The organism is Herbaspirillum sp. C7C8 (assembly GCF_022627875.1).
Taxonomy (GTDB): Bacteria; Pseudomonadota; Gammaproteobacteria; order Burkholderiales; family Burkholderiaceae_D; genus Herbaspirillum.
On record NZ_JABXGG010000001.1, the window covers coordinates 378,350 to 403,586 of the forward strand.

Annotated in this window: 20 protein-coding genes; 5 read left to right on the plus strand and 15 right to left on the minus strand. The window is 64.4% G+C overall.

The features are described from left to right. Positions 1-4: 4 nt before the first annotated feature. The 3 genes from HWE01_RS01710 to HWE01_RS01720 are packed head-to-tail and all read right to left on the minus strand — an operon-like array spanning position 5 to position 2,726. On the minus strand, positions 5-796 hold the full coding sequence (locus tag HWE01_RS01710; protein WP_241820940.1) for an ABC transporter ATP-binding protein: 792 nt from the start codon (positions 794-796) through the stop codon (positions 5-7). Between the two features lie 45 nt (positions 797-841). Beyond that, the gene (locus HWE01_RS01715) at positions 842-1,657 is read right to left on the minus strand and encodes an ABC transporter permease (protein ID WP_008331731.1); all 816 of its coding nucleotides are present in this window, start codon (positions 1,655-1,657) and stop codon (positions 842-844) included. Between the two features lie 28 nt (positions 1,658-1,685). Next, positions 1,686-2,726: an ABC transporter substrate-binding protein gene (locus tag HWE01_RS01720; RefSeq protein ID WP_241820941.1), complete on the minus strand. Its 1,041-nt coding sequence runs from the start codon at positions 2,724-2,726 to the stop codon at positions 1,686-1,688. A gap of 361 nt (positions 2,727-3,087) precedes the next feature. On the opposite strand from HWE01_RS01720, the gene HWE01_RS01725 reads away from it, so the two are divergent. From HWE01_RS01725 to HWE01_RS01735, 3 genes are all read left to right on the plus strand, one after another. Then, positions 3,088-3,852, plus strand: a complete 765-nt coding sequence (locus HWE01_RS01725; protein WP_008331734.1) for a GntR family transcriptional regulator — start codon at positions 3,088-3,090, stop codon at positions 3,850-3,852. Between the two features lie 86 nt (positions 3,853-3,938). Further along, the gene (locus HWE01_RS01730; protein WP_241820942.1) at positions 3,939-4,733 is read left to right on the plus strand and encodes an enoyl-CoA hydratase; all 795 of its coding nucleotides are present in this window, start codon (positions 3,939-3,941) and stop codon (positions 4,731-4,733) included. Positions 4,734-5,011: 278 nt separating this feature from the next. Continuing rightward, entirely contained in the window at positions 5,012-5,584 is a 573-nt protein-coding gene (locus HWE01_RS01735; RefSeq protein WP_241820943.1) for a hypothetical protein, read from the plus strand. Between the two features lie 18 nt (positions 5,585-5,602). Here the strand turns inward: HWE01_RS01735 and HWE01_RS01740 are convergent, their stop codons facing one another. The 12 genes from HWE01_RS01740 to HWE01_RS01795 all read right to left on the minus strand — a co-directional run bounded on the left by HWE01_RS01740 (position 5,603) and on the right by HWE01_RS01795 (position 23,579). After that, positions 5,603-6,313: a response regulator gene (locus tag HWE01_RS01740; protein WP_008331741.1), complete on the minus strand. Its 711-nt coding sequence runs from the start codon at positions 6,311-6,313 to the stop codon at positions 5,603-5,605. Positions 6,314-6,322: 9 nt separating this feature from the next. Then, the gene (locus tag HWE01_RS01745; RefSeq protein WP_241820944.1) at positions 6,323-9,079 is read right to left on the minus strand and encodes a DUF4118 domain-containing protein; all 2,757 of its coding nucleotides are present in this window, start codon (positions 9,077-9,079) and stop codon (positions 6,323-6,325) included. A 91-nt stretch (positions 9,080-9,170) separates the two neighbouring features. Continuing rightward, a complete protein-coding gene (gene kdpC / locus HWE01_RS01750; RefSeq protein ID WP_241820945.1) occupies positions 9,171-9,782 on the minus strand; it encodes a potassium-transporting ATPase subunit KdpC in 612 nt (203 codons plus the stop codon). Between the two features lie 29 nt (positions 9,783-9,811). Next, positions 9,812-11,920 carry a potassium-transporting ATPase subunit KdpB gene (gene kdpB, locus HWE01_RS01755; protein ID WP_241820998.1) on the minus strand — a complete coding sequence of 703 codons (2,109 nt, stop codon included), beginning with the start codon at positions 11,918-11,920 and terminating at the stop codon, positions 9,812-9,814. A 152-nt stretch (positions 11,921-12,072) separates the two neighbouring features. Then, complete coding sequence (gene kdpA, locus HWE01_RS01760) at positions 12,073-13,854, minus strand: potassium-transporting ATPase subunit KdpA (protein WP_008331752.1); 1,782 nt, start codon at positions 13,852-13,854, stop codon at positions 12,073-12,075. Between the two features lies 1 nt (position 13,855). Beyond that, positions 13,856-13,945, minus strand: coding sequence for a K(+)-transporting ATPase subunit F (gene kdpF, locus HWE01_RS01765; RefSeq protein ID WP_034350945.1), 90 nt, complete (start codon positions 13,943-13,945; stop codon positions 13,856-13,858). Between the two features lie 330 nt (positions 13,946-14,275). Beyond that, positions 14,276-16,426, minus strand: coding sequence for a diguanylate cyclase domain-containing protein (locus HWE01_RS01770; protein ID WP_241820946.1), 2,151 nt, complete (start codon positions 16,424-16,426; stop codon positions 14,276-14,278). Between the two features lie 354 nt (positions 16,427-16,780). Further along, positions 16,781-18,364, minus strand: a complete 1,584-nt coding sequence (locus HWE01_RS01775; protein WP_241820947.1) for a gamma-glutamyltransferase family protein — start codon at positions 18,362-18,364, stop codon at positions 16,781-16,783. A gap of 71 nt (positions 18,365-18,435) precedes the next feature. Then, on the minus strand, positions 18,436-18,846 hold the full coding sequence (gene hpxZ, locus HWE01_RS01780) for an oxalurate catabolism protein HpxZ (RefSeq protein ID WP_008331757.1): 411 nt from the start codon (positions 18,844-18,846) through the stop codon (positions 18,436-18,438). Between the two features lie 21 nt (positions 18,847-18,867). Then, a complete protein-coding gene (locus tag HWE01_RS01785) occupies positions 18,868-21,447 on the minus strand; it encodes a branched-chain amino acid ABC transporter ATP-binding protein/permease (RefSeq protein WP_241820948.1) in 2,580 nt (859 codons plus the stop codon). Beyond that, positions 21,444-22,322 (minus strand): branched-chain amino acid ABC transporter permease, encoded by an 879-nt coding sequence (locus tag HWE01_RS01790; RefSeq protein ID WP_008331767.1) that lies wholly within the window; start codon positions 22,320-22,322, stop codon positions 21,444-21,446. The genes HWE01_RS01785 and HWE01_RS01790 overlap by 4 nt, the downstream gene beginning before the upstream one ends. A 72-nt stretch (positions 22,323-22,394) precedes the next feature. Next, the gene (locus tag HWE01_RS01795; protein WP_008331769.1) at positions 22,395-23,579 is read right to left on the minus strand and encodes an ABC transporter substrate-binding protein; all 1,185 of its coding nucleotides are present in this window, start codon (positions 23,577-23,579) and stop codon (positions 22,395-22,397) included. A 211-nt stretch (positions 23,580-23,790) separates the two neighbouring features. On the opposite strand from HWE01_RS01795, the gene HWE01_RS01800 reads away from it, so the two are divergent. After that, positions 23,791-24,234: a nuclear transport factor 2 family protein gene (locus tag HWE01_RS01800; RefSeq protein ID WP_241820949.1), complete on the plus strand. Its 444-nt coding sequence runs from the start codon at positions 23,791-23,793 to the stop codon at positions 24,232-24,234. A gap of 9 nt (positions 24,235-24,243) precedes the next feature. After that, positions 24,244-25,212 (plus strand): polysaccharide deacetylase family protein, encoded by a 969-nt coding sequence (locus HWE01_RS01805; RefSeq protein WP_241820950.1) that lies wholly within the window; start codon positions 24,244-24,246, stop codon positions 25,210-25,212. The last annotated feature ends 25 nt before the right edge of the window (positions 25,213-25,237 follow it).

The window sequence follows — 25,237 nt, forward strand, 5'->3', positions numbered from 1 at the left end:
CCTTTCAGGCTGCCAGCAGGGCAGCGTCGGCATGGGCCAGCGCCGATTCCTCGCGGATCAGGCTCAGCACGTGGCGCTTGTATTGGTTGAATTCGGGCGTGGTGGTATCACGCGGACGCGGCAGGTCGATGTCGATCAGCTCGCGCATGCGACCGGGCCGGTGCGTCATCACCGCTACCTTGGTGGCCAGGATCAGCGCTTCATCCACGCTGTGGGTAACGAAGACGATGGTGCCCTCGTAGCGCTGCCACAGGGCCACCAGTTCTTCCTGCATTTCCATCTTGGTCTGCGCATCGAGTGCGGCGAAGGGTTCGTCCATCAGGATCACCGAGGGATTTTGCAGCAGTGCGCGGGCAATCCCCACGCGCTGCGCCATGCCTCCCGAGAGTTCGCTCGGATAGTGATTCTCGAAACCCTTGAGCTTGACCGTCTCGATGAAAGGCTGTGCCGCCGCACGTCGTTGGGCGGCACTCTTGCCCTGCAGCTTGAGCGAGAATGCGACGTTGTCCCAGACCGGCAACCAGGGCATCAGGTTGGCCTGCTGGAACACCATGCCGCGATCCGCGCCGGGACCGGTGATGGACTTGCCGGCCACGGTCACCACGCCACTGGTGGGAAACTCAAAGCCGGCGATCATGTTCAACAGCGTTGACTTGCCACAGCCGGAGGGACCGAGCAAGCAGAGGAATTCCTTCTTTTCCAGGCGCAGGCTCACGTGGTCGATGGCCAGCATGTCGGTGCCGCGCTTGCGGTCCTTGAAGACCTTGACGATATCGTTGAGTTCGATGAATGCCATGATGCGATGTCCTTGATCGTTGATGAACAGCCCGAGGCCGTCTTTTCAGCCCTTGCCCTGCACGGTAGCCACGTGCTGCCAGCGCAGCATGGAGTGCATGATCTGCTTGAGGATCCAGTCCGCCAGGAAACCCAGCAGGCCGATGCTGATCATGGCCGCGATCACCAGGTCATAGCGCAGGAAGTAATACGAATCCCACAGCGCATAGCCCAGCCCGCTCTTGACGGCCACCATCTCGGCAGTCACCGTCAACATCCAGGCACTGCCGATGCCGATACGCAGGCCGGCAAAGATGCTGGGCATGGCCGCCGGCAGGATCACGAAGCGCAGCAGCTGGCTCTGTTTTGCGCCGGCCATGGCGGCAGCGCGCAGCAGGTTGCGGTCGGCGGTTTTGACGCCATGGACGGTATTCATCAGGATCGGGAAGAAAGCCCCCAGGAACACCAGGAAGATGGCCGGCTTGTTGGCGATACCGAACCAGATGATGGCCAGCGGAATCCATGACACCGGGGGAATCGGCCGCAGCATCTGCACCGTCGGTTCGATGGTGCGTTCGACCCAGCGCCACCAGCCGATGGCCACACCCAGCGCGATGCCCGAGACCGCCGCGATGAGGTAGCCTGCCGTCACGCGCAGGCAGCTGGCCATGGCGTCGTAGATCCATTTGCCGCTGCTGTCCTGGGCCGCTTCATTGAAGCCGAAAATCCAGTCCATCCAGGTCACGAACACCCGCGAGGGTGCCGGTAACAGCGCGGGCGGAATCACGCCCGAGCGGGAGAAGGCCTCCCAGAACAAGACCAGCAACAGCGGCACCGCAAAGCGCCACTTGGCTTCCGACAGGGATTGCTTCCATCCGCTCATGATGATTCCTTTGGGGCCAGATCGTGGATCAATAACCGAGTTCGGTCTTGGGCTTGCCGGTCACGCTCATCAGGAAGCTGTAGTCCATGTTCTTCTCGGCCAGGGCAGAGACATCGCTGGAGACGTATCGCAGGTCCTTCATCATCACGGCGATGGCCTTGGTCTGGGCGCGGTACATGCGATAGTCGGGATAGGCGTTCTTGAGCGCCTCGGTGGCGATCTTGGCATCCAGCCCGGTGCCCTTGACGATGCTGTTGATCCAGCCCTGCTTGTCCTTCTGCAGCCCGTCGACCAGCCGGACCACCGCCGCCACGGTCTCCTTGACCTCGGCCGGATGCTCCTTGATGACATCAGAACGCGTGACGATCAGGTTGGTCAGTCGCCCGGCCGCCTGGTCATAGGGATAGGCAAAATGCTTGCCAACCCCGGTCATGCGGATCTGCGAAGCGAAGGGCTCGACCGAGCAGATCAGCTCGACCTCGCCGCGCGCGAGTGCGGCGGCGTGGTCGGACGGGTTGGGGATGTTGACGAACTGGACGTCCTTGGAGGGATCGATGCCATGGCCGGCCAGTTCGCCCCGCATGTGCAGGTCCTGGGCATTGCCGCGCGAGGCTGCGATGCGGAAGGGCTTGCCCTCGGCCTTGTATTGCGCAATCAGCTTCTTGAGACCGGCCCAGTCATCCGAGGCCAGCGTGCTGTCCTTGCCCACCAGCATCTCCGAGCCACCATTGACCTGGCCCGACACCGCCACCAGGTCGAAGCCCTTGTCCAGACCGCTGACGTAGGCCAGGTAAGTCACCTGGGCAATATCCACGCTCTTGGAGACCAAGGCCGTGAGGGCATCGCTGCCGGCGGTGAAATTGATGCCCTCGATGTCCACGTTCTGCGCCAGCGCCGGCACCATGGCCATGGACATGCAGTGCGCACACTTGGCATAGGCCAGCTTGATCTTGGGCTTGGCCTGGGCCATGGCCGAACCGGCACCCAGAGCACTGCAGGCCAGCAGGGTGGCCAGGGCGGCAGCCTTGAAGAACAGGCCGGAGGGGGACTTGCGGACTTGCTGTTGCATGGTTTTCTCCCAGGTGGACAATCGAAACAGGCTATTTTGTGACAATTTTATTTTCTATTGCCACCGTTTATGCAAAGCCTGTGCCAGCCCGAAAAGCGCGCTCGCAGACGGCGAGAATTCTTCTTGAAGAGCCTTTGTAGCGGCCCTATCGGAATGTCTTTCCACTCTGGATTGCCGACCGACAATCCCGACGGGCGCACCAAAGGAAGCCGATTGCACCATCGCGACAAGAAAAACGCCCCACCAAAGTGCAACATTTCACAGTCATTTTTGTACGCCTAATTTTATTATTTTGTGACAATCAATCACCACAATTTTCCGCTATCATGGCGGGCAAATCCCAGTCATCCCATGAGAGAACATGCGCCCGACTCCCGCCAGCAGCCCCCGCAAGAAACCCGGCAAGCACGAGCATCCGGACACCAGCCCGCTCCCGGGTCAGGCCTTGAGCGTGCGACCGCTGGCCGGTGATGCCATCTATGAACGCATCGTCGGCGCCATCATGGAACACCGTCTCACGCCCGGCACCAAGCTGGTGGAGGAGAAGCTGGCCGGCATCTTCGGCGTGAACCGCACGCGGGTGCGCGAGGTGCTGGCGCGGCTGGCGCATGAGGGCCTGATCACGACCATTCCCAACCGTGGCGCCTTCGTCGCCAGCCCGACGCCGGAGGAAGCCCGCAACATCTTCGCCGCGCGCCGCATGCTGGAGCCGGCCCTGCTACGCCACCTGTGCGAGCACACCCGGCCCGAGCACATCGCACTGTTGCGTGCGCATGTGGCCGAGGAAGCGCAGGCGCGCGCCAGCAACGACCGGCGCGCCATCATCCGGCTCTCGGGGGAATTCCACATCCGTATTGCCGACATGGTGGACAACCCGGTGATGAGCAAGATGATGCGTGAGCTGGCCTCGCTGACCTGCCTCATCATCGTGCTGTACGACTCCCCGACCGTGCCGGCCTGCACCCATGATGACCACGGCGACATCATCGACGCCATCTCCGCCGGTCGCACGGAAAAGGCGGTGGCCACCATGCTGGCGCACCTGCACCATATCGAGAGCGTGCTCGACATGTCCGCCCCCCAGGGTGAGGACGAAGACCTGGAGGCGCTGCTGGGCATGGTGTAGGGGCTGCATCGAAGCAGCGCTTGAGGTAGTCTTCCGGGAGGCCCGGCGATGACATGACACGGGCGCCCCCATTCGGAGACCACACCATGCAAGAGACAAGCCAGGACCTGCTGCTGCGCCACGACCAGCACGGCATCACCACGCTCACCCTGAACCGGCCGGCACAATTCAATGCTCTCTCCGACGCCATGCTGGCGGCCTTGCAGGCGCAGCTCGATGCGCTGGCGCAAGATACGCAGGTACGCTGCGTGATTCTGGCTGCCCAGGGCCGCGCCTTCTGCGCCGGCCACGACCTGCGCGAAATGCGCGCCGCCCCCGAGCAGGCTTGCTACCGGCAATTGTTTGACCGCTGTAGCCGTCTGATGCAGTCGCTGCGGGCGTTGCCGGTCCCGGTCATCGCCAAGGTGCAGGGGCTGGCCACGGCCGCCGGCTGCCAGCTGGTGGCCAGCTGTGACCTGGCGGTGGCGTCCGACCAGGCGCGCTTTGCGGTATCGGGCATCAATGTGGGCCTCTTCTGTTCCACCCCGGCGGTGGCCTTGACGCGCAACCTGCCGATCAAGCGGGCTTTCGAGATGCTTGTTACCGGCAGGTTCATCGATGCGACCACAGCAGAGCAGTGGGGGCTCATCAATCAAGTGGTGCGGGCCGATGAGCTCGACGCCGCCACCGAGGCGCTGGCTCGCGAGATCTGCAGCAAGCCTGCCGTCTCGATTGCGCGCGGCAAGGCCATGGTGTATCGCCAGCAGATGATGGCGCTGCCGGATGCGTATGCCCATGCTGCCGAGGTGATGGCCTGCAACATCATGGATGCCGAGGCGATGGAGGGGATACAGGCGTTTCTGGAGAAGCGTGCGCCCAACTGGCCCGGACGGGGGGATTGATCAGGTTTTCATCAGATACCAGAAGACGGGCTGTATCGTCCGGGATCAGATGGTCGCAGACGCAAAGAAAACACTGTGGGGCCATATGCAGGGAAAAATCGGCCACGCCAAACAATAAAGAAAAGTTAGAACCCATTTCATCAACAGGCCCCAGGTTCATATCGTCCTGGAGCCACCCTCGGGCAGTCCCTGACTCAAGCCCCGGTCGGGCTGGACAATCGGTCAGGCTGACGGCAAGATGCGGCATCCTCACTCCTGCCCTTCACGCCGAGCTGCCCATGCAAGCCGATTACGCCACCATCCTGCAATGGATCTACCTGTTCAATTCCCTGGCCCTGGCCCAGCTGGCTCTGAAGCAACTGGGCCGGCGACGCAAGGCGCGCACACTGGAGCAAGGCTTCCGCGCCGCCCGCACCGCAGAATGGCGCAACACGGCGCCGGACTTCATGAACGCGCGCCTGGGGCCGCCCCACGCTCAGCAGGCGCGCGAGGATGGCACCACGCTGTACCGCTGGCGTGGTGAGCGCCACTGGCTGGATGCGCTGTACCGTGACGGTCGATGCGAGAGCGTGGACATCTCCGATCATCTGGAAGAAAGCTTCCCCACCGTCAATACCTACTTCAACTGCGCGGTGCTGGCTGCGCTGGCCTGCGCCTGGAAGTTCTCGGGACTGGCCGATGCACCGGACCTGGAAGTCACTGCGGCCGGCAAGCAATACCTGGCCAATTTCATCGTCTTCGTGGCCGGGGCCTGGCTGCTTTCCTTCGTGCTCAAGCGCCACCGCCTGCTGCTCAACCTGGGCTGCATCGTGATGGTCGGTCTGGCGCTGCCGCTGCTGAACTGGCCCTGATCCGTCAGCGATGGCCGCTCATTCGGCCACCACGTCGGCCAGCCGGTAACCCACGCCGATCTCGGTGAGGATGTGCACCGGCTGGGCTGCATCCTGCTCCAGCTTCTGGCGCAGGCGCTGCATGTAGATGCGCAGGTAATGGCCGTCTTCCGCATGCGAAGGTCCCCAACCGGCCACCAGCAACTGGCGGTGCGTGATGACCCGTCCGGCGTCGCGCAGGAGCGTGGACAGCAGGCGGTATTCGATCTGCGTCAGATGCAGCGCCTCGCCATTGCGCGTCACGCTGCGGGCCGGCAAGTCCACCATCACCTCACCCAGCCGGTAGCGGCCACTGGACTGGCCAGCGCCTGAAGCGCGCGCGTGGCGACGCAACTGCGCGCGCATGCGGGCCAGCAGCTCGGGCATGCCGAAGGGCTTGACGAGATAGTCGTCGGCACCGGCGTCGAGGGCTTCCACCTTTTCCGATTCCTGGGTGCGCGCCGAGAGGATCACGATGGGCACGCTGCTCCAGTTGCGGATCTCGCTGACGACCTGCTTGCCATCGCCATCGGGCAGGCCGAGGTCGAGGATGATCAGGTCGGGCTTGCGGGTGCCGGCCTCGGTGACGCCTTCGCGCGCGCTCTTGGCTTCGTGGACGATGAAGCCCTCCTGTTCGAGCGCACTCCTGACCAGCTTGCGGATATGCGGATCATCTTCGATGAAGACGATGTTGCCTGCGTGTTCTTGCATGGGGTGTCCTTATTCCTCGGGCAAAGCTGGCTGGGTCTCCACCGGCAGCATGAAGCAGACGGTGGCGCCCTGCCCGGCTTCCTGCGGCGCAATCCAGATGCGCCCCTGATGCGCCTCGATGATGGCGCGGCAGATGGCCAGGCCCAGGCCGACACCGGGGGTGCTGGACTCATTGTCGCCGCGCGTGAATTTTTCAAAGGCGTGCTGTGTCATGGCGGGCGGGAAGCCGCGCCCCTGATCGCTCACGCAGACCTTGACCTGCGGCTGGCCATCGCTGTCTTCCACGTGTGCACTGATGGTGACGGGGCTGCCGGCGGGCGAATACTTGATGGCGTTTTCCACCAGATTGGCCAGCACCCGCTCCAGCAGCACCGCATCGACCCGCAACAGCGGCAGGTCGGGGGCGATGCGCGTGTCCACCGGTCGGCCTTCCAGCGCCTTGGCCAGCAGGCGCAGCGCCGAGCCGGTCAGTTCCTCCAGCGCATTCCACTGACGATTGAGCGTCACCACGCCCGCCTGCAGGCGCGCCATGTCCAGCAGGTTGTTCATCAGTCCGACCATCTTCTGCGACTGTTCGCTGATGGTGCGGGCCATAGCCCGGGCATCGTCGTCCAGCCGGTCGTCGGCGGCCAGGACATCGGCGCTGCCGACCAGCGAGGTCAGCGGCGTACGCAGATCATGCGAAATCGCCGAGAGCAATGAATTGCGCAAGCGTTCGGACTCCATTGTCACTACCGCATCCTGGGCCACCTCGGCATAGTGCAAACGCTCGATGGCCATGGCGATCTGCGAGCAGAAGATCTCCAGCATCTGGCGATTCTCCGGCAGGGCCAGCTGGGCGGTGGCGAGTTGCTGCTCTTCCTGACTGGCGGCCTCGATGGCAAAGGCCAGCACCCCGCGCGTACGCATGGTGGCCGTCAGCGGCAGGTACAGTGCCGCCGCCGAGGGCAAGGTGGCCGTGCCCTTGCCGGCGGCCTGGCCATTGTCATAGACCCACTGGGCCACGCCGGCATCGACGTTCTTCAAGACATGCCCGCCGCCACCGTCCTGCTCGGGTTCGGCCAGGCGCAACTGGTCGACGCTGTCGGGCAGGAAGAAGGCGATGCGCGCACCGAACACGGCGGCCAGATGACGGCGGCCGATTTCCAGGATCTGGTCCAGCGTGAGCAGGGCCGACAATTCCTTGCCCAGCATGTAGAGATTGGCGGCCCGCCCCTCGCGCTGCATGGCCACGCTGGCCTGCCGGCGCAGGCGCGCGGTGAGCGAGCTGATGAACAGCGACACCGCCAGCATCACCGCCAGCGTCAGCAGGTACTGCGCATCGGAGACCGTGATGGAGAAGCGCGGATCGACGAAGAAGAAATCGAAGGACAGCACCGACAGCACTGACACCAGTATCGATGCACCACGGCCATGGCGCATCGCCACCAGCATCACGCCTACCAGGTAAAGCATGATGACATTGGCCGGATGCAGCTTGCCATCGAGTACGAAGGCCAACGTGGTGGTGGCCACGCAGCTGGCCACCGCCCAGAGCGTGCCGCGTGCATGACGACGCCGCATGAGCAGGGCCTCGGCGGCACTGGCGGCACTGTCGCCGGCGGGACGCTCCTGCTGTACGCGGGTACGGCTGCGGGCGATGGTGTAGAGGTCGATCTCGCCACCGCTGCGGGCGATGCGCTGGGCCAGGGTACCGCGCGGCCAGCGCAGCAACTGGCGCAAGCCGCCCGCTTCCTGTCCGATTACCAGCTTGCCGGCATTGCGGCTGCGCGCGAATTGCAGCAGCGCAGCGGACAATTCCTCGCCGCTGATGCTGGCCGTTTCGGCCCCCAGCGATTGTGCCAGCTTCAGGTAGGCCACTACGCGCTCGCGCGCCTCCATGGCCTGATGCTGACCTGGCAGATCCACATGCACGGCCAGCCATTGGGCCTGCAGTTTGGCCGCCAGACGAGCCGCTTCGCGGATCAGACGTTCCTCGCCGACACCGCTGCCCACGGCCACCACGATACGCTCGCGCGCCTGCCACAGCTGGGCGATGGACCGGTCGGCGCGATACTGGCGCATGTCGGCATCGACCCGGTCGGCGGTGCGGCGCAGAGCGATCTCGCGCAAGGCGATCAGGTTGCCCTTGCGGAAGAAATGGCGCCCGGCCTTCTCGGCCTGCTGCGGCAGGTAGACCTTGCCCTGTTGCAGGCGGGCCAGCAATTCATCGGGCGGGATATCAACCAGCATGACATCGTCGGCTTCATCGAAGACGTGATCGGGCACGGTCTCGAAGACGCGGATGCCGGTGATCTGGCCGACCACGTCGTTGAGGCTTTCGATGTGCTGCACGTTGAGGGTGGTGTAGACGTCGATGCCGGCGCGCAGCAGTTCATCGATGTCCTGCCAGCGCTTGGCATGGCGCGAACCGGGCACGTTGGAGTGCGCCAGCTCGTCGACCAGGATCACGCCGGGATGGCGTTCCAGGGCGCCATCCAGATCAAACTCGGGCAGCTGGCGATCCCGGTAAGGCAGCCTGCGCATCGGCAGTCGGGTGATCCCGGCCAGTTGCGCCTCGGTTTCCGCACGACCATGGGTCTCGACTACGCCGGCGATCACGTCCGTGCCTTGCGCTGCCAGTGCCTGGGCGGCTTCCAGCATGGCGAAGGTCTTGCCAACGCCGGCCGAGAAACCGAAGAAAATCTTCAGGCGGCCGCGCGCCTGGCGTTCTTCGTCGCGCATCACGCGTTCGAGCAGGTCGTCGGGATCGGGGCGGGTGTTCATGTCGGGCGGTCAGGGATGGAGCATTGTAGTGGCAAAAAGCCGGTGGCACGCACAACGCATGCCACCGGCCACCCGGCAAGCGCGGCCGGACTTACCTGGCCGCGTCCACCTTGGACAGGGGTGCGGCCGCATCCAGCGCCAGATTGAGCTTGAGCACATTGACGCGCGGCTCGCCGAACAGGCCCCATTGCGGCGTCTGGCTGTTGGCGCGGATCAGCGCCCGCACCTGTTCCACCGTGATGCCACGTGCACGCGCCACGCGGCCGGCCTGGTACTGGGCAGCCGCCGGACTGATGTGGGGATCCAGGCCGCTGGCCGAAGCAGTCAGCAGGTCCATCGGGATGGGGCTCTTGTTACCCGGATCAGCCTCCTGCAAGGCCCTGGCGCGGTCTTCTGCGGCTTGCTTCAAGGCCGGGTTGGTGGGACCGAGATTGCTGCCGCCGGAGGCCATGCCATTGTTGGGGAAGGTGCCGGTGGCCGAGGGGCGCCCCCAGAAATAAGCCGGGCTGGTGAAGTTCTGGCCGATCAGTTCCGAGCCGACTGGCTGGTCTTGCCGTTGGATCAGGCTGCCATTGGCCTGATGCGGAAAGAAGGCTTGCGCCAGGCCCGTCACCAGCAAGGGATAGAGGCCACCCAGCAGCACGCCCAGGAGGATGAAGAGGGTGATGGCCGGACGCAAAGGATGGGGAGTCGAGGTTTTCATGTGACTTTCCTTGAGAATCGAAATCAGGTTCAGACCAGGCCGAAGGCCGTCAACAGCAGGTCGATCAGCTTGATGCCCACGAACGGCACCACCAGCCCGCCCAGGCCGTAGATCAAGAGGTTGCGGCGCAGGAGCACGGCTGCACCCAGTGCGCGATAGCCCACCCCGCGCAGGGCCAGCGGGATCAGGGCGACAATCACCAGGGCATTGAAGATCACCGCCGACATGATGGCCGAGTCGGGACTGGTCAGCCGCATCACGTTGAGCGCGCCCAGCTGCGGATAGCTGGCCACGAACATGGCCGGGATGATGGCAAAGTACTTGGCCACGTCATTGGCGATGCTGAAGGTGGTGAGACTGCCGCGTGTCATCAGCATCTGCTTGCCGATCTCGACGATCTCGATCAGCTTGGTCGGATTGGAATCAAGGTCGACCATGTTGCCGGCTTCCTTGGCGGCCTGCGTGCCGCTGTTCATGGCCACGGCCACATCGGCCTGGGCCAGTGCCGGGGCGTCGTTGGTGCCGTCACCGGTCATGGCCACCAGCTTGCCTTCGGCCTGGTGCTGGCGGATCAGGGCCAGTTTCTGTTCCGGCGTGGCTTCGGCGAGGAAGTCGTCGACGCCCGCTTCGGCAGCAATCGCCGCTGCGGTCAGGCGGTTGTCACCGGTGATCATCACGGTCTTGATACCCATGCGACGCAGTTCGCCAAAGCGTTCCTTGATGCCGCCCTTGACGATGTCCTTCAATTCCACCGTACCCAAGATGCGGATCGGTGCGCCCTGCTGAATGACAGCGGCCTCGTTGCTCCATTCGATGACCACCAGCGGCGTACCGCCACGGCGGGCGATGGCTTCGACGTCGCTTTCCACCTGGGCCGGCAGGCGCTGGTCAGCCGCGCGCACCAGCTTGCGGATGGCGTCGGCTGCGCCCTTGCGAATGCGACGATTGCCGATGTCGATACCGGAGACGCGCGTCTGGGCCGAGAAGGCGATGAACTGCGCACCCAGCTTGGCCATCTCGCGCTCACGCAGGTTGAAGCGGTTCTTGGCCAGTACCACGATGCTGCGGCCTTCCGGGGTTTCATCGGCCAGGGAGGCCAGTTGTGCAACGTCGGCCAGCTCGTGCTCGGTGACGCCCGGAGCCGGCATGAAGTTGGCGGCCTGACGGTTGCCCAGGGTGATGGTGCCGGTCTTGTCCAGCAGCAGCACGTCGACGTCGCCGGCAGCTTCCACGGCGCGGCCCGAGGTGGCGATGACGTTGGCCTGCATCATGCGACTCATGCCGGCCACGCCGATGGCCGAGAGCAGGCCGCCGATGGTGGTCGGGATCAGGCACACCAGCAGGGCGATCAAGGCCGTCACCGAGACCGGTGCACCGGCACCGGCGGCATTGACCGAGAAGATCGAGAACGGCAGCAGGGTCACCGTCACCAGCAGGAACACCAGTGTCAGTGCCACCAGCAGCAGGGTCAGCGCCAGCTCGTTGGGGGTCTTCTGACGGCGTGCGCCCTCGACCATGGCGATCATGCGGTCGAGGAAGGCTTCGCCGGGATTGACCGAGACACGCACCACGATCCAGTCCGACAGCACGCGCGTGCCACCGGTCACCGCCGAAAAGTCGCCGCCGGACTCGCGGATCACGGGGGCGGATTCGCCGGTGATGGCGCTCTCGTCGACGGTGGCCACGCCTTCGATGACATCGCCATCGGCCGGTACCGTATCGCCCGCTTCGATGAGCACCAGATCACCCTTGCGCAGACTGCCACCTTCCACTACTTCGCATTGGCGTGCAGCGTCGGCCACCGCCATGCCACGAGTGTAATCGGCACTACGCAACTTCTTGGCCAGCACGCTTTTCTTGACGCCGCGCAGGGCCGCAGCCTGGGCCTTGCTGCGACCTTCGGCAAGGGCCTCGGCGAAGTTGGCGAAGAGCACCGTGAACCACAACCAGGCGGCGATGGCGAGGATGAAACCGGCCGGCGCATCACCCCGGCCGGTAACGGCCTGGATGAACAGCAGTGTGGTCAGGATGCTGCCGAGGTAGACCACGAACATCACCGGATTGCGCCATTGCACGCGCGGCGAGAGCTTGCGGAAGGAGTCGACCAGGGCCGGCTTGACGATCTTGGGATCGAACATCCAGCGCGTGGTCTGCGCAGCGCTGACGGTGGCATCGGTCGGCGCGACTTGGGTGCTGCCGGCCGGAGTATTGCTCGAAGGGGTAGTCATAAGGGTATCCGTTGCGGGTTGCTCCGCCGGGCGCAATGCCCGGCGCCATCCATCCAAATCATTTACATCGCCATCATCTGCAGGTGCTCGACCACCGGTCCCAGCGCCAGCGCCGGTACATAGGTCAGGGCCCCCACCAGGATCACGGCACCGATGAGCAGCGCCACGAACAGCGGACCATGCGTGGGCAGGGTGCCGGAGGTGGCCGCCAGGCGCTTCTTGCCGGCCAGCGAACCGGCCATGGCCAGCACCGGCACGATGATGCCGAAGCGACCCAACCAGGCGCACAGGCCGGTGGTGATGTTGTAGTACGGTGTATTGGCCGAGAGCCCGGCGAAGGCGCTGCCGTTGTTGTTGGCCGCCGAGCTGAAGGCGTAGAGGATTTCCGAGAAGCCGTGCACGCCGGGGTTGGCAATACCGGCCAGGCCCGCTTCCACCATCACCGAGAGGGCGGTGAAGATCAGCACCAGGGCCGGCGTCATGAGGATGGCGATGGACATCATCTTCATGTCGAACACGCCGATCTTCTTGCCCAGATATTCCGGCGTACGCCCGATCATGAGGCCGGCGATGAACACTGCCAGCACCGCAAAGATGAGCATGCCGTACAGGCCCGAGCCGACCCCGCCAAACACCACTTCACCCAACTGCATCTGCAGCATTGGTACCAGTCCCCCCAGGGGCGAGAGCGAATCGTGCATGGCATTGACCGCACCGCAGGAAGCCGCCGTGGTGATGGAGGCGAACAGCGCCGAGGCCGGAATGCCGAAGCGGGTTTCCTTGCCCTCCATCATGCCCGGGCCGGAGGCGTGCAGCGACGCCAGCATCGGGTTGGCTTGCGATTCCGAGTACATCAGCACCAGCGTCATCACCACGAACAACAGCGTCATGGCGGCGAGAATGGCCCAGCCCTGACGACGATCGCCGACCAGCACGCCAAAGCTGGTGCACAGCGCAGCCGGGATGATGAGGATGGCCAGCATCTGCAGGAAGTTGGAGAGCGGCGTCGGATTCTCGTACGGATGGGACGAATTGGCGTTGAAGAAACCGCCGCCGTTGGTGCCGATCATCTTGATGGCTTCCTGCGAGGCCACCGGGCCCATGGGCAGGGTCTGCCTGTCGGTGCTTTGCGCTTCGGTCACGGGTTCGCCCTTGGCATCCTTCAACGGCTGTCCGGCAGCATCCAGCTTGGGGATGGTGTAGTGGGTCACTTCCAGGGTCTTCACTTCCTGATAGGCACGGAAGTTCTGGATGCTGCCCTGTTGCACCAATACCAGCGCGAACACCACCGACAGCGGCAGCAGCACGTAGAGCGTGCTGCGGGTCATGTCGACCCAGAAGTTGCCGATGCTCTTGCTGCCGTGACGGGCAAAGCCGCGAATGAGCGCAAAGGCAATGGCGATGCCGGTGGCCGCCGACAAGAAGTTCTGCACCGCCAGGGCTGCCATCTGGGTCAGGTAGCTCATGGTGGCTTCGCCCGCATAGCCCTGCCAGTTGGTGTTGGTGACAAAGCTCAGCGCCGTGTTGAAGGATGAGTCCGGGCTGACGTTGATCTGTGCCGCCGGGTTCAGCGGCAGCCATTGCTGCACACGCTGCAGCAGGTAGACCACCACGGCACCGATGACATTGAACAGCACGACGGCGATGGCGTACTGCTTCCAGTCCATCTCGTGGTCACGGCTGATACCGCACAGTCGATAGAAGATACGCTCGATGCCGCCGAAAAGGCGGTTCACACGGGACTTGCCTTCCATCACGCGGGCCATGTACCAGCCCAGCGGCAGGGACAGGACCAGCAGGATGACCAGATAAAGGGCGAGCTGGAGAAAATTGTTGCTGTCCATGTCAGAAATCCTCCGGCTTGATGAGGGCATAGACCAGGTACAGCAGGAGGGCGATGGCCACCACCAGACCCAGCAGTGTCATGAGGTTCATTTCTTCTCGCCTTCCTGCCGTTCCAGACGGCTGCACAGGGCGATGAACGCCCACATCGAAAGGCCGCAGACGGCCAGCATGCCTATGTAGAGAAAATCCGTTTGCCACATTTCCCGCTCCATTGTTGACGTTGTCGCGCTCGCTTCCCGGGGCGGAAAGCGAGACAGTCGAACGATAGGGAAAGCAGCATCAAATCCCGGTAAATGTTTTGCGCAGGAGCGTAAACAAACCGTAAATGAGACGAAGCGTATCGCCAGCAGGGACGAACGCGGGAGGCAAAGGGAAGGAAAGGGAAGGAAAACAGGGACGGGCGAGCTACCGCCCGGCGGATCAGACGTCGCCGACGCGCCCCAGTTCGACGCGGTTCTTGCCCAGGCGCTTGGCCGCATACATGGCCTTGTCGGTCATGGCCAGCAACTCTTCAGGGCCGACTTCGCCATCCAGGTTGGGCTGATAGACGGCCACGCCGATGCTGCTGGAGATGTTGACGGTGGAGTGCGTCAGCTGGAAGGGTTCGCGGATGGTGTGGAGGATCTTCTCGGCCACCATGACCGCATCTTCCTGGGTCTGCAGGTTTTCCAGGATCACCACGAATTCATCGCCGGCCAGGCGCGCCACGGTGTCGACATCGCGCACCGAGCGTTGCAGACGACGGGCGAACTCCACCAGCAGCTCGTCGCCGGCCTCGTGGCCGTAACGGTCGTTGACGCCCTTGAAGCCATCGATGTCCATGAAGAACAGCGCCAGCAACTGGTCGGCACGACGCGCGCGCATCATGCCCTCGGGCAGGCGGTCGCTGAAGGCGCGGCGGTTGGGCAGGCTGGTCAGCACATCGGTGAGGGCCAGTTCGCGCATCTGGTCGCGGAAGGCCAGGCGCTCGGTAATGTCATGCAGGAAGGCGATGAACAGATGACCGCTCTGACGCTTGACATGCCCGACCGTGATCTCGACGGGCAGTTCATGGCCATCATGATGCAGGGCCTGCAGCTCGATGCGGTTGTTGATGACCACGCTGGTGCCATCCTTGAGGAACTGCGCCATGCCGCGGTTATGGGCCGCACGCATGTCCGGCGGGATGATGAGTTCGGCCATGTCGCGCCCCATGGCCTGGTCACGCGGCCAGCCCAGGAGCAGTTCGGCCTGGCGGTTCCACTCGACCACGCGACCCTGTTCGTCGGCGGCGATGAAGGCGTCCTGGGCATTTTCGAGGATGGCGCGCAACTCGGCGGCACTTTCTTCGAGCTGGATCTGGTTGGCCTGCTGCTGGTCCAGCGCCTGCTGCAGGGCACTGGCGGTTTCATGCAGGCGGCTGGTGCGTTCGGCTACGCGCTGCTCCAGGCTTTCGTTGAGCGAACGCACTTCGCGCAGATAGGCTTCTTCTCGCTCGACCATGTTGACCAGGGTCGAAGACAGCAACTGGATCTCGCGATAGCTGTTGACCTGCGGGATGGCAACGTCCGGACGACCTGCGGCGCGCTGCTCCAGCGCCGCCGAGAGGGCATTGATGGGGGCGACCAGGCGACGCGTGAGGATGAAGGCCAGGATCACCAGTACCGCCCCCGAGAGGGCACCGACCAGGATCACCCGCTGCTCCAGATCACGGAAGGCATGCAGCGCCACGGTCTCGGGCTGGCGTACGATCACGCTCCATTGCAGCTTCATGCCATCGTTGCGGCCAGTGCGGGCGTAGCCGCTGACGTAGCGGCGGCCATCGGGCCAGGTTTCCAGCAGCGAACCGCCCTCCGGACTGGCCTTCGCGGCGCGCCAACTGGGGGTGTCGACCTTGCCCTCTTCCATGCCCTTGGGACCGAGGATGACGGTGCCGTCATCGCGTACCAGGATGACCTCGACGTCGTAACGATTGACGGTCGGATCCAGCAGCTTGGCAGCGATGTCGCGTGCCCATGACCAGGACAGGTGCATACCCACCACGCCCAGTAAATGTCCGTCGACGTCATGAACCGGCGCCGACAGATCGACGAAGCGCCAGGGATCGGATTGCGGCGGCAGCTTTTGCGCCAGCAGCACGGCGGGATGGAAGTCGGCCGCATATTCCCCGTTGATGCCCTCCTTGAACCAAGGCCGCTCGGCCACGCTGGCCCCTTCCAGCAGGCCATTGCTGGCGACCGCCACGGTACCGTCGGGGCGCGCCAGCCCGATCCACGCATAGTGCGGGACGTTGGCCTGCAGTTCATTGAAGACCCGGCGGATACGCGGCAGGTCCTGCCCGGCGCGCACCGAAGGCCGCTGCACCAGCAGGCGCAGATCGACCTCGCGCTCGCGCATGCCACGTTCGAGCGCATCGCGCATCTGCCAGGCCAGCTGCTTCATGCGCGTTTCGCTTTCCGAACGCGCATAGCCGCGGGTGAACTGATCCACCAGAATCAGTACCGACACGGTCGTGATGAGCACGGTGATGACCACCCCCAGCGTAATCAGCGACGACAGATTCGGCGGAGATGGGGCTTTATTCTTGTTCAATTCAGACAAAATGGCGACGCGGCTTGATACATGACGGCTCCCCTGTGAACCGCATAGGTTTATGGCATCTTGCCAGAACAACTATGGTTTTTCATCGCATTTCCCGAAAAACTTCGAGAATTTTTTTCCACGACAAAAAAATCACCAATTCTCGCGAGTCAAAGCTGAGACAAAGGCGGCAAAAGAGCGCAATAAGCGTCAATTCCTGCACTACGGGAAATGCAAAAAGACAACGGCGGGCGAGTCTTGGTGAGAATCTTCGCTCTGCGCCAGTGTGGCCGCGCAGGCGGACAAAGGCCGCCTGCGGGAGTGTGGATGCCAGTGCGTGGGTCCGTTGGCGCGGGTGCGGCGATTTCAGACGCCGGCACAGACTCCGTCGGCACGCGGATCGGTGGCGCCCTCGATGACCCCGTCCGGATGGACGCAGACCGCTCCTGCGTGGCCCATCATGTCGGTGTAATCCTCCACCACCTGGACCTCATGGCCGGCCCGACGCAAGGCCTCGATGGTGGCGGCCGGTACCCGGCCCTCCACCTTCAGGTTGGTGGAGACATCGCCCCAGGTGCGCCCCAACAGCCAGCGCGGTGCGCTGACCGCCGCCTGCAGGTTCTGGCCGAACAGCACGTGGCGGGTGAATACCGCCGCCTGCGTCTGCGGCTGCCCTTCCCCGCCCATGGTGCCGTAGGCCAGAGTGCGCCCGTCATTCAGACGTGCCAGCGAAGGGTTCAGTGTATGGAAGGGGAGCTTGCCCGGTTGCAGCTGGTTGGCGCCGTCGTCCAGCGTGAAGCTGGCGCCTCGGTTCTGCCAGACGATGCCGGTGTCGGGCACCACCACGCCACTGCCGAATTCCCAGAAGATGCTCTGGATGTAGCTCACTACGCGGCCCTGGGCATCGGCCGCACCCATCCAGATGGTGTCGCCCGGCTTGGCCGGATGCGGCCAGGGGGCGGCATGCTGCATGTCAATGTGCCTGGCTTCCCGGTCCAGCGCCTCGGCCAGCAGCCAGTGCGCGGCATCCACGCTCATGTGGGCGGGGTCGGTCACGTGCTGGTTGCGCAGGATGAAGGCGCGCTTGGTGGCTTCCACCAGTGCGTGGATGTGCTCGAAGCCGTCGGCCTCCTTGATACCGAGACGGTCGAACAGACCGATGATCATCAGCGCCGAGACACCCTGTGTCGGCGGTGGCAGGTTGTAGACGCGGCCTGACGTCAATTGCACCATCAGCGGCTGTACCACCTGCGCGCGGAAGGCCTCCAGGTCACTGCGGCGCAATGGGCTGCCGGCCGCTTCCAGGCCCGCAGCAAGGCGTTGCGCCAGGTCGCCGCGATAGAAATCATCGAGACCGGCCTCGGCCAGGCGCGAGAGGCTGTCCGCCAGGGCTGACTGTTTCAGCACCTTGCCCTGCGCGGCGATGCCGTCAGCGGCATAGGTGGCGGCGAAGCCGGGCTGGTCCTTGAGCTCATCCCACTTGTCGCGGGTCAGCTCGTGTTGGGAGCGGGTGATGGGCACGCCGTTCTTCGCATGGCGGATGGCATCGGCCAGCAGCACCGGCAATGGCAGGGCGCGGCCGAAACGGCGGGCATGCTCCAGTGCCGCCGACCAGCCGCCCACGGCACCGGCCACGGTCAGCGCCGCATGCGGGCCGCGTGTGGGCATGGCACTGTGACCATGTGCGGCGTAGAAGTCCTTGGTCGCCAGCGCCGCCGAGGGGCCGCAGGCGCGAATGGCTATCGGCTCCTGCCCCGGTTCGCTGATGACCCAGAAGCCATCGCCACCTATGCCGTTCATGTGCGGGTACACCACCGCGATGGTGGCCGCTGCCGCGACCATGGCTTCGACGGCGTTGCCACCCTCGCGCAGGATCTGCGCACCGGCTTGTGCGGCCAGGTGATGGGGAGCGGTGACCATTCCGCCCAGACAGGTCTTGCTGTACAACATGGCTGACTCCTGATGTTCTTGTCGAGTAGGGAAAACTGCTGCGAGGATCATACCCGCGGACGGCAAAGCTTTCAGGGGACCGTCTTGGCGGCATCCATCCATGAGACATGCGCGGCCACGATGCGCCAGCCTTGCGGGCAACGCAGCCAGGTATGACTCTGGCGTCCGATGCGCACTTCGCCCTCGCGGGTGAATTCGGTATCGGCCACGGCATAGTCGCGGCCATAGGTGGTGATGACGGTGGCGCGCAGGCTGCGCATCAGACTCTTCGGTGAACGGCCCTGACGGAAGGCGCGGATGGCCTCGGTGCCGACCAGGTTCTCGGTGGCGCCGTAACGCACCGTGTGCGGCCCCTCGAGAAACAATTCATCGAGTACCTCGATCTGGTTGGTGGTCAGGGCCACTTCGTAACGTTCGAAGGCGTGACGCACTTCGGCCACTACGTCGGGCAGGTTGATCTCGTAGGGCTGGGTTGATTCCATGTGTTCGTTCCTTGCAGCAAGTCAGTGCGCGCCGAGATAGGCCCTGGCCAGCGCATCATTGGCGGCGATCTCGGCGGCGGTCCCTTGCGCCACCACGCGGCCGCCTTCGATGACGTAGGCACGATCGGCCAGGGACAAGGCCAGCGCAGCCATCTGATCGACCAGCACGATGGTCATGTTCTCGCGACGCAGCTGATCCAGCGCCGCAAACAATTCGGCGATCACCTTGGGCGCCAGACCCAGGGACGGCTCATCGAGCAGCAGCACACGCGGCCGCGACATCAGTCCGCGCGCAATGGCCAGCATCTGCTGCTCGCCACCGGAGAGCAGACCGGCGCGGTGATGCAGGCGCTCACGCAAGCGCGGGAAGCGGCCCAGCATCTCTTGCACGCGCGCCTCCACATCCTGGGGATAGAGGAAGGCACCCAGACGGATATTGTCCAGCACCGACAGTTCCGGAAACACCTGCCGCCCTTCCGGCACCAGCACCACGCCCTGCCGCACGATCTGTTCGGCGCGCAGATCCATGAGGTTCACACCACCGGCGTGGATGCCTCCCTGTACCGGCCGGTGCAGGCCGGCCAATGAACGCATGAGCGTGGACTTGCCCGCGCCATTGGCGCCCAGCAACGCAATCATCTCGCCCTGGCGCACCTGCAAGTTGATGCCATGCAGAACCGGTTCGGCGCCATAGCCGGTGACCAGTTCACCCACGCCCAGCAATTCATCCGCACCGCTCATCGCTGCGCGCACGGCTGCCACCGCCTGTTGCGTGCCGTCGCCCAGATAGGCCTTGCGCACCGCCGGATCGTTCTGTACTTCCTGCGCTGTCCCGATGGCCAGGCGCTGGCCCGCATCAAGCACGACGATGCGGCGCGAGATCTGCATCACCAGTTCCATGTCATGCTCGACCACTACCACGCTGATGCCGGCATCTGCGATCTTCGTCAGCAGTTGCGCCAGCATGGTCTTGTCTTCGCGCGAGAGACCGGCGGCCGGTTCATCGAGCAGCAGCACATCGGGATCGGTCGCCAGCGCGCGGGCGATTTCCACCAGGCGACGATCGACGTGTGCCAGGTCGGCACTGGGGATATCGAGCGCACCGCGATAGCCGCAGAAATCCAGCAGTTCACGGCAGCGTGCACGCACTTCACCGGAAATGAACCCCCGCGCCGACAGCAGCCCGCCGAGGCGACCACGGCCACACGCCAGGGCCACGTTATCGGCCACGGCAAGACTGCCGAACAATTGCGACGTCTGGTAGGTACGGGCCACGCCGTGACGCGCAATGCGGAAGGCCGGCAATCCCGCCAGGGCGATCTGGCCCAGCGTGAACTGACCGGCACTGGGACGATAGAAGCCGGAGAGCATGTTCAGGGCCGTAGTCTTGCCCGCGCCATTCGGTCCGATCAGGCTGGTGACCGCGCCACCGGGAACCTCGAAGCCCAGATCGCTGACCGCACGCACGCCCCCGAAGACCATCGTCAGGCCATCGGCTGCCAGGGCGCGGCGCACGCGGACCGGCAACGCCACTTCCGCCCCGTCGTCCGCCAGCACCGCATCGGGAGCGCAAACCACCGGCTTGCGCAAGCGCGCCGCCAGCTTGCCCAGCAGGCCGGTCACGCCATCCGGGGCGACCCACAGCACCAGCAGCAGCAAGGCACCGAAGAACAGCAAACGATAGTCTTCCAGGCTGGAGAGCAGTTCCGGCAAGGCGCCCACGATGACCGCACCGACCACGGGGCCAAGGATGGACCCCGAGCCCCCCAGTACCACCACCAGCACGAAGAGAATGGACTGCATGAAGCTGAACGTATCGGGCGTGACGAAGGTGGACAGCGGTGCGAACAGACCGCCCGCCAACCCCGCCAGCGCCGCCGACAAGGCAAAGGCGACGGTCTTGATGACCAGCGGATTGAGACCGATGGATTCGGCCGCGGTCTCGCTGTCGCGCACCGCACGCATGGCCGCGCCCCAGCTGCCGCGCGAGAGCCAGCAGTAGGCGGCCAGTACCACCGCAGCCGTCACCAGCCCCAGCACCGCAATTGCACGCTCGGCCTGCAAACCCAGGAAGGCTGGTGCGCTCAGGCCCATGATGCCGTTCTGGCCGCCGGTGAGGTCGCGCAGTTCGATGATGGCGTGCTGGATGATGAAGCTGAAGGCGATCGTGATCATCGCCAGATACGGCCCCTTCACCCGCAGCGCGGGCAAGGCCAGCAACACGCCCAGCGCACCGGCGACCACCGCGGCCAGCGGCCAGGCCAGCCAGAACGAGAGCCCGGCCTTGGTGGTGAGAATGGCGACGGTATAGGCACCCACCGCATAGAAACCGACGTGACCGAAGGAGACCTGGCCGGTCAGGCCGATGAGCACATTGAGCCCGATGCCGACGATGGCCACCAGGGCGATGCCGGCCAGCACGAAGACGTAATAGCTGTTGATCGACAGGGCCAGGGTGATGGCGGCGATCAGGCCCAGTGCAGAAAACGCCAGGGCAGCCGGCGTGCCCAGCCCGAGCTTGATGCGACCCGACGCAGGCGCCGCCGCAGGCCGTGCTGCCACCTCCAGACTGCGGGCGATGGAATGGGGTAAACGATTCATACCTTTTTCACCTGTGCGCGGCCGAACAGGCCATTGGGACGAATGGCCAGCACCGCAATCACCAGGGCGAAGGTGATGATCTGGGTGTAACCGGAACCGAGCGTGGCCGTGATGAGCGCTTCGGCCATACCGAACAGCAGGCCCGCGATCATCACGCCCCAGGCGCTGGTGATGCCACCGAGGATGGCCACGGCAAACGCCTTGAGGCCGAACAGCGTGCCCATGTCGGCATTGACGTTCAAGAGCGGGGCAATCAGCACACCCGCCACCCCGGCCAGCAGGGTCGAGAGCGCAAAGGCCGCCGCGATGGCGCGCGTGATGGGGATGCCCATCAGCCGCGCTGCATCACGGTTCTGCACCACCGCCAGCAGGGCGGTACCCCAGCGCGTACGGCGCGAGATGGTGTGCAGCAGCGCGGCCAGGGCCAGGCCGACGAGCGGGATCAGCAACTGCAGCGGATAAACGCCCAGGCCCATGCCGCCCAGCTCGATGGAGGACTGTGCCAGGGGCGAGGGCAGGCTGCGCGGCTCCTTGCCGAACGTGTGCATGACCAGGTTGTCCAGCACGATGCCCAAGGCCACCGTCGACATCAGCCAGGCATTCGATCCCTGGCGCGCAAACGGACGTACCGCCAGCACCTCGACCAGCATGCCGTAGAGCGCGCAGGCGGCCAGCGCCAGCACGATGGCCAGCCACATCGGCCAGCCCAGCGTCTGGGCGAAGGTGAAGCACAGCACGGCACCCAGCATCATGGAGCTGCCCTGCGCAAAATTGACGGTGCCGGAGACGGCATACGTCATGTAAAAACCGAGCGCCATCAGACCGTACATGCTGCCCAGTCCGAATCCGCTGATCAGTGCCGACAACAGCAGCATCGCGTTCTCCTGGCGCCGCCCTGCCCGCGCAAAGCTGCGGGCAGCGGCGGCGCATTGTCTTGACCAAGGGGTTTACCGGGACATGCCGACCGGCAGGATGCGGTTGTCGATGAACTGCGCCCAGACGTAATCATCGGCTTGCAGGGCGTCATGCACGGTCGGGCTGAAAGGCTTGACGTAGGTCTTGATCAGCCCCTCGTAGCGGTCGATCTTGTAGAAACCTTCGCGGATCGCGTCCCCATCGGTGGACCCGGCCTTGGCAATGGCCAGCGCCGCCAGCTGCATGCCGTCATAGGCATTGGCCACGCCCACGGCGGGGGTGATATCGTCCGGGCCCTTGATGGCGGGATATTTAGCCTTGAGCTCGGCCACTACCTTCTCGCCTACCGGCGAGAGCTTGCCGAAGAAGCTGAAGGTCTGGATGAAGTGGACGTTCTTCGCGTTCGGTCCCGCCAGTTCGGTGAAGCGACCACCGGCCGGGCCCCAGTGCGAGACCACCGGCACCTTCCAGCCCATGCGGTCGAGCGACTTGACCACCTGGGCCGAGGGGCCGACGTTACCCACCAGATACAGGGTATCGGCACCGGCGGCCTTCAAGCGGCTCAGTTGCGGTACCACGTCCACGTCGCTGGCCTCGAACTTCTCGATGCCGGCGGGCTTCAGGCCCTTCTCGGCGAGCGCGGCGACGATGCCCTTTTCATTCGATTCGCCCCACGGGTTGTTGACCAGAATCAGGCCGGCCTTGCTGCTGTTGAAGGTCTTCTGCGCGTAGTTGAGCATGGCCTTGTCCACCAGCTCATCGACTGCCGAGACGCGGAAGGCATAGTTGGGATTGGCGCCATTCTTGGTCACTCCGGTGCCGGCCGCCCAGGGACCGACGAAGGGCACTTTCTGCTGGTTGATGATGGGCACGATGGCCATCGAGACCGGCGTATCGAGGCCACCGAAGAGCACCGCCACCTTGTCCTTGAAGATCAGTTCACGAGCGGCCACCACCCCCTTGGCCGGATTGCCCTCGTCATCGCGGCGCACCAGTTCCAGCTTGCGCCCACCGAGCAGGCCGCCCTTGGCATTGATCTCGTCGATGGCGATGCTCATGCCGCGCGTGAGCGCCTCGCCGGCCTGGGCCGACTGGCCGGACAGCGCGGTGACCAGACCGATCTTGATGGGCTCGGCCGCCATGGCCAGGGGGGACAACGCGGCGGCCAGGGTGGCGGCAGCGACGGCGATGAGGGTGCGGCGGGTAAGGTGGATCATGGTGTTGCCTCCATAAGGTTCCGGTAAGTGAGAGTGACTCTGCCCGGCATGACTTATGCAAGGGCTATGCCAAGCGCAGCAGAAAGACTTAATTTTTGCCGACAATATCTCTCTAATAGTGACGTCATTTAATAATCTTTATTGCCGCTGATAATCAATCAAACTTGCAATCAATAAATGCACAATGCTTGTGCATAACCTGGAGAAAATGATGCACGCCGCACCATCATCAATCACCCCGCAGGCCACTGCCCTGCCCTACGATCCGGCCGCCCTGGTGGACGAATACCTGCGCGTGCTGATGATTCCCGACCCGGTGGCCGCGCGCCGCTTTGTCTCCCCGGAGCTGAAGATCCGTTTTACCGGCGGGCGGGAAATGATCGATCCGGCGCAATGCGCCGCCTTCAATGCCACGCGCTACGGTTGGGTCAAGAAGCGTTTCGAGGGGACCGAAGTGGTGGCCGGCGCCACCGTGGCAAAGGCCATCGTCTACAACCGTGGCACGCTGTACGGCGTGTGGCCCGATGGCGAGGCCTTCGAAGGCAATCGCTACGTGGACCGCTATGTGGTCCGCCATGGCCTCATCGTGCAGATGGATGTCTGGAACGACAGTGCCGAACGCCTGCTGGTGCGCGCCGGTTTGGCCGAGCTGTAAGGAGGCCCCATGCAAGCGACGATCCTGCCCCCCGACGCGCGCCAGGCCGCAGGCCATGACGAGGGATGCGCCCCCTTCGGCGCCCTGCGCGCACATGGCCGCTTCGGCTACTCGCCCATCCATCGCCGGCCCGACTATTGCTGGCCCAATGGTGCAAGGCTGGCGGTCTACCTGGGCTTCAACATCGAGCACTTCGCCTTCGGGGAAGGACTGGGGGCCAAGCTGGGGCCGGTGTGCCCCGAGCCCGATGTGCTCAACTATGCCTGGCGTGAATACGGCAACCGCGTCGGTGCCTGGCGCTGCCTGGAATTGTTCGAACAACTCGGCTTGCCCGCCGGCGTGCTCATCAACACTGCGCTCTACGATCATTGCCCGGAACTGGTCGAAGCCTTCGCCGCGCGGGGTGACGAACTGATCGGCCATGGCCACACCAACGCGCATCAACAGGGCAAGCTGGACGAGTCGACCGAAGCCGCTCTGCTGCGCCACTGCCGCGACCGCATCCAGGCCGGGAGCGGGGTACTGCCCACGGGCTGGCTCTCGCCCTGGATTTCGGAAAGTCTGGTCACGCCCGACCTGCTGCAGGAGAGCGGCTATCGCTACACCCTCAACTGGGCACATGACGACCAGCCGGTGCACATGCGCACCCGCACCGGCGAAACCTTGTGGTCGATTCCCTACCCGCAGGAATTGAACGACATTCCCATGATCGTGGCGCGCCAGATGGATGGCCGCGACTTTGCCCGGATGATCGTGGACAATTTCGACGAGATGCGCGAGCAGGCCCTGCGCCAACCGCTGGTGATGGGCATTGCCCTGCATCCCTATCTGGTGGGCCAGCCCTATCGTCTGCGCCATCTGCGCGGCGCCCTGCAACACCTGGCGGCGGCGCGCGATCGCGGCGAGATCTGGTTCACCACGCCCGGCGCCATCTGCGACCATGTGGACAGCCTCGAACAACTGCGCCAGCCGTTCTGAGCTGGCATGACGCATCAGGAGAATC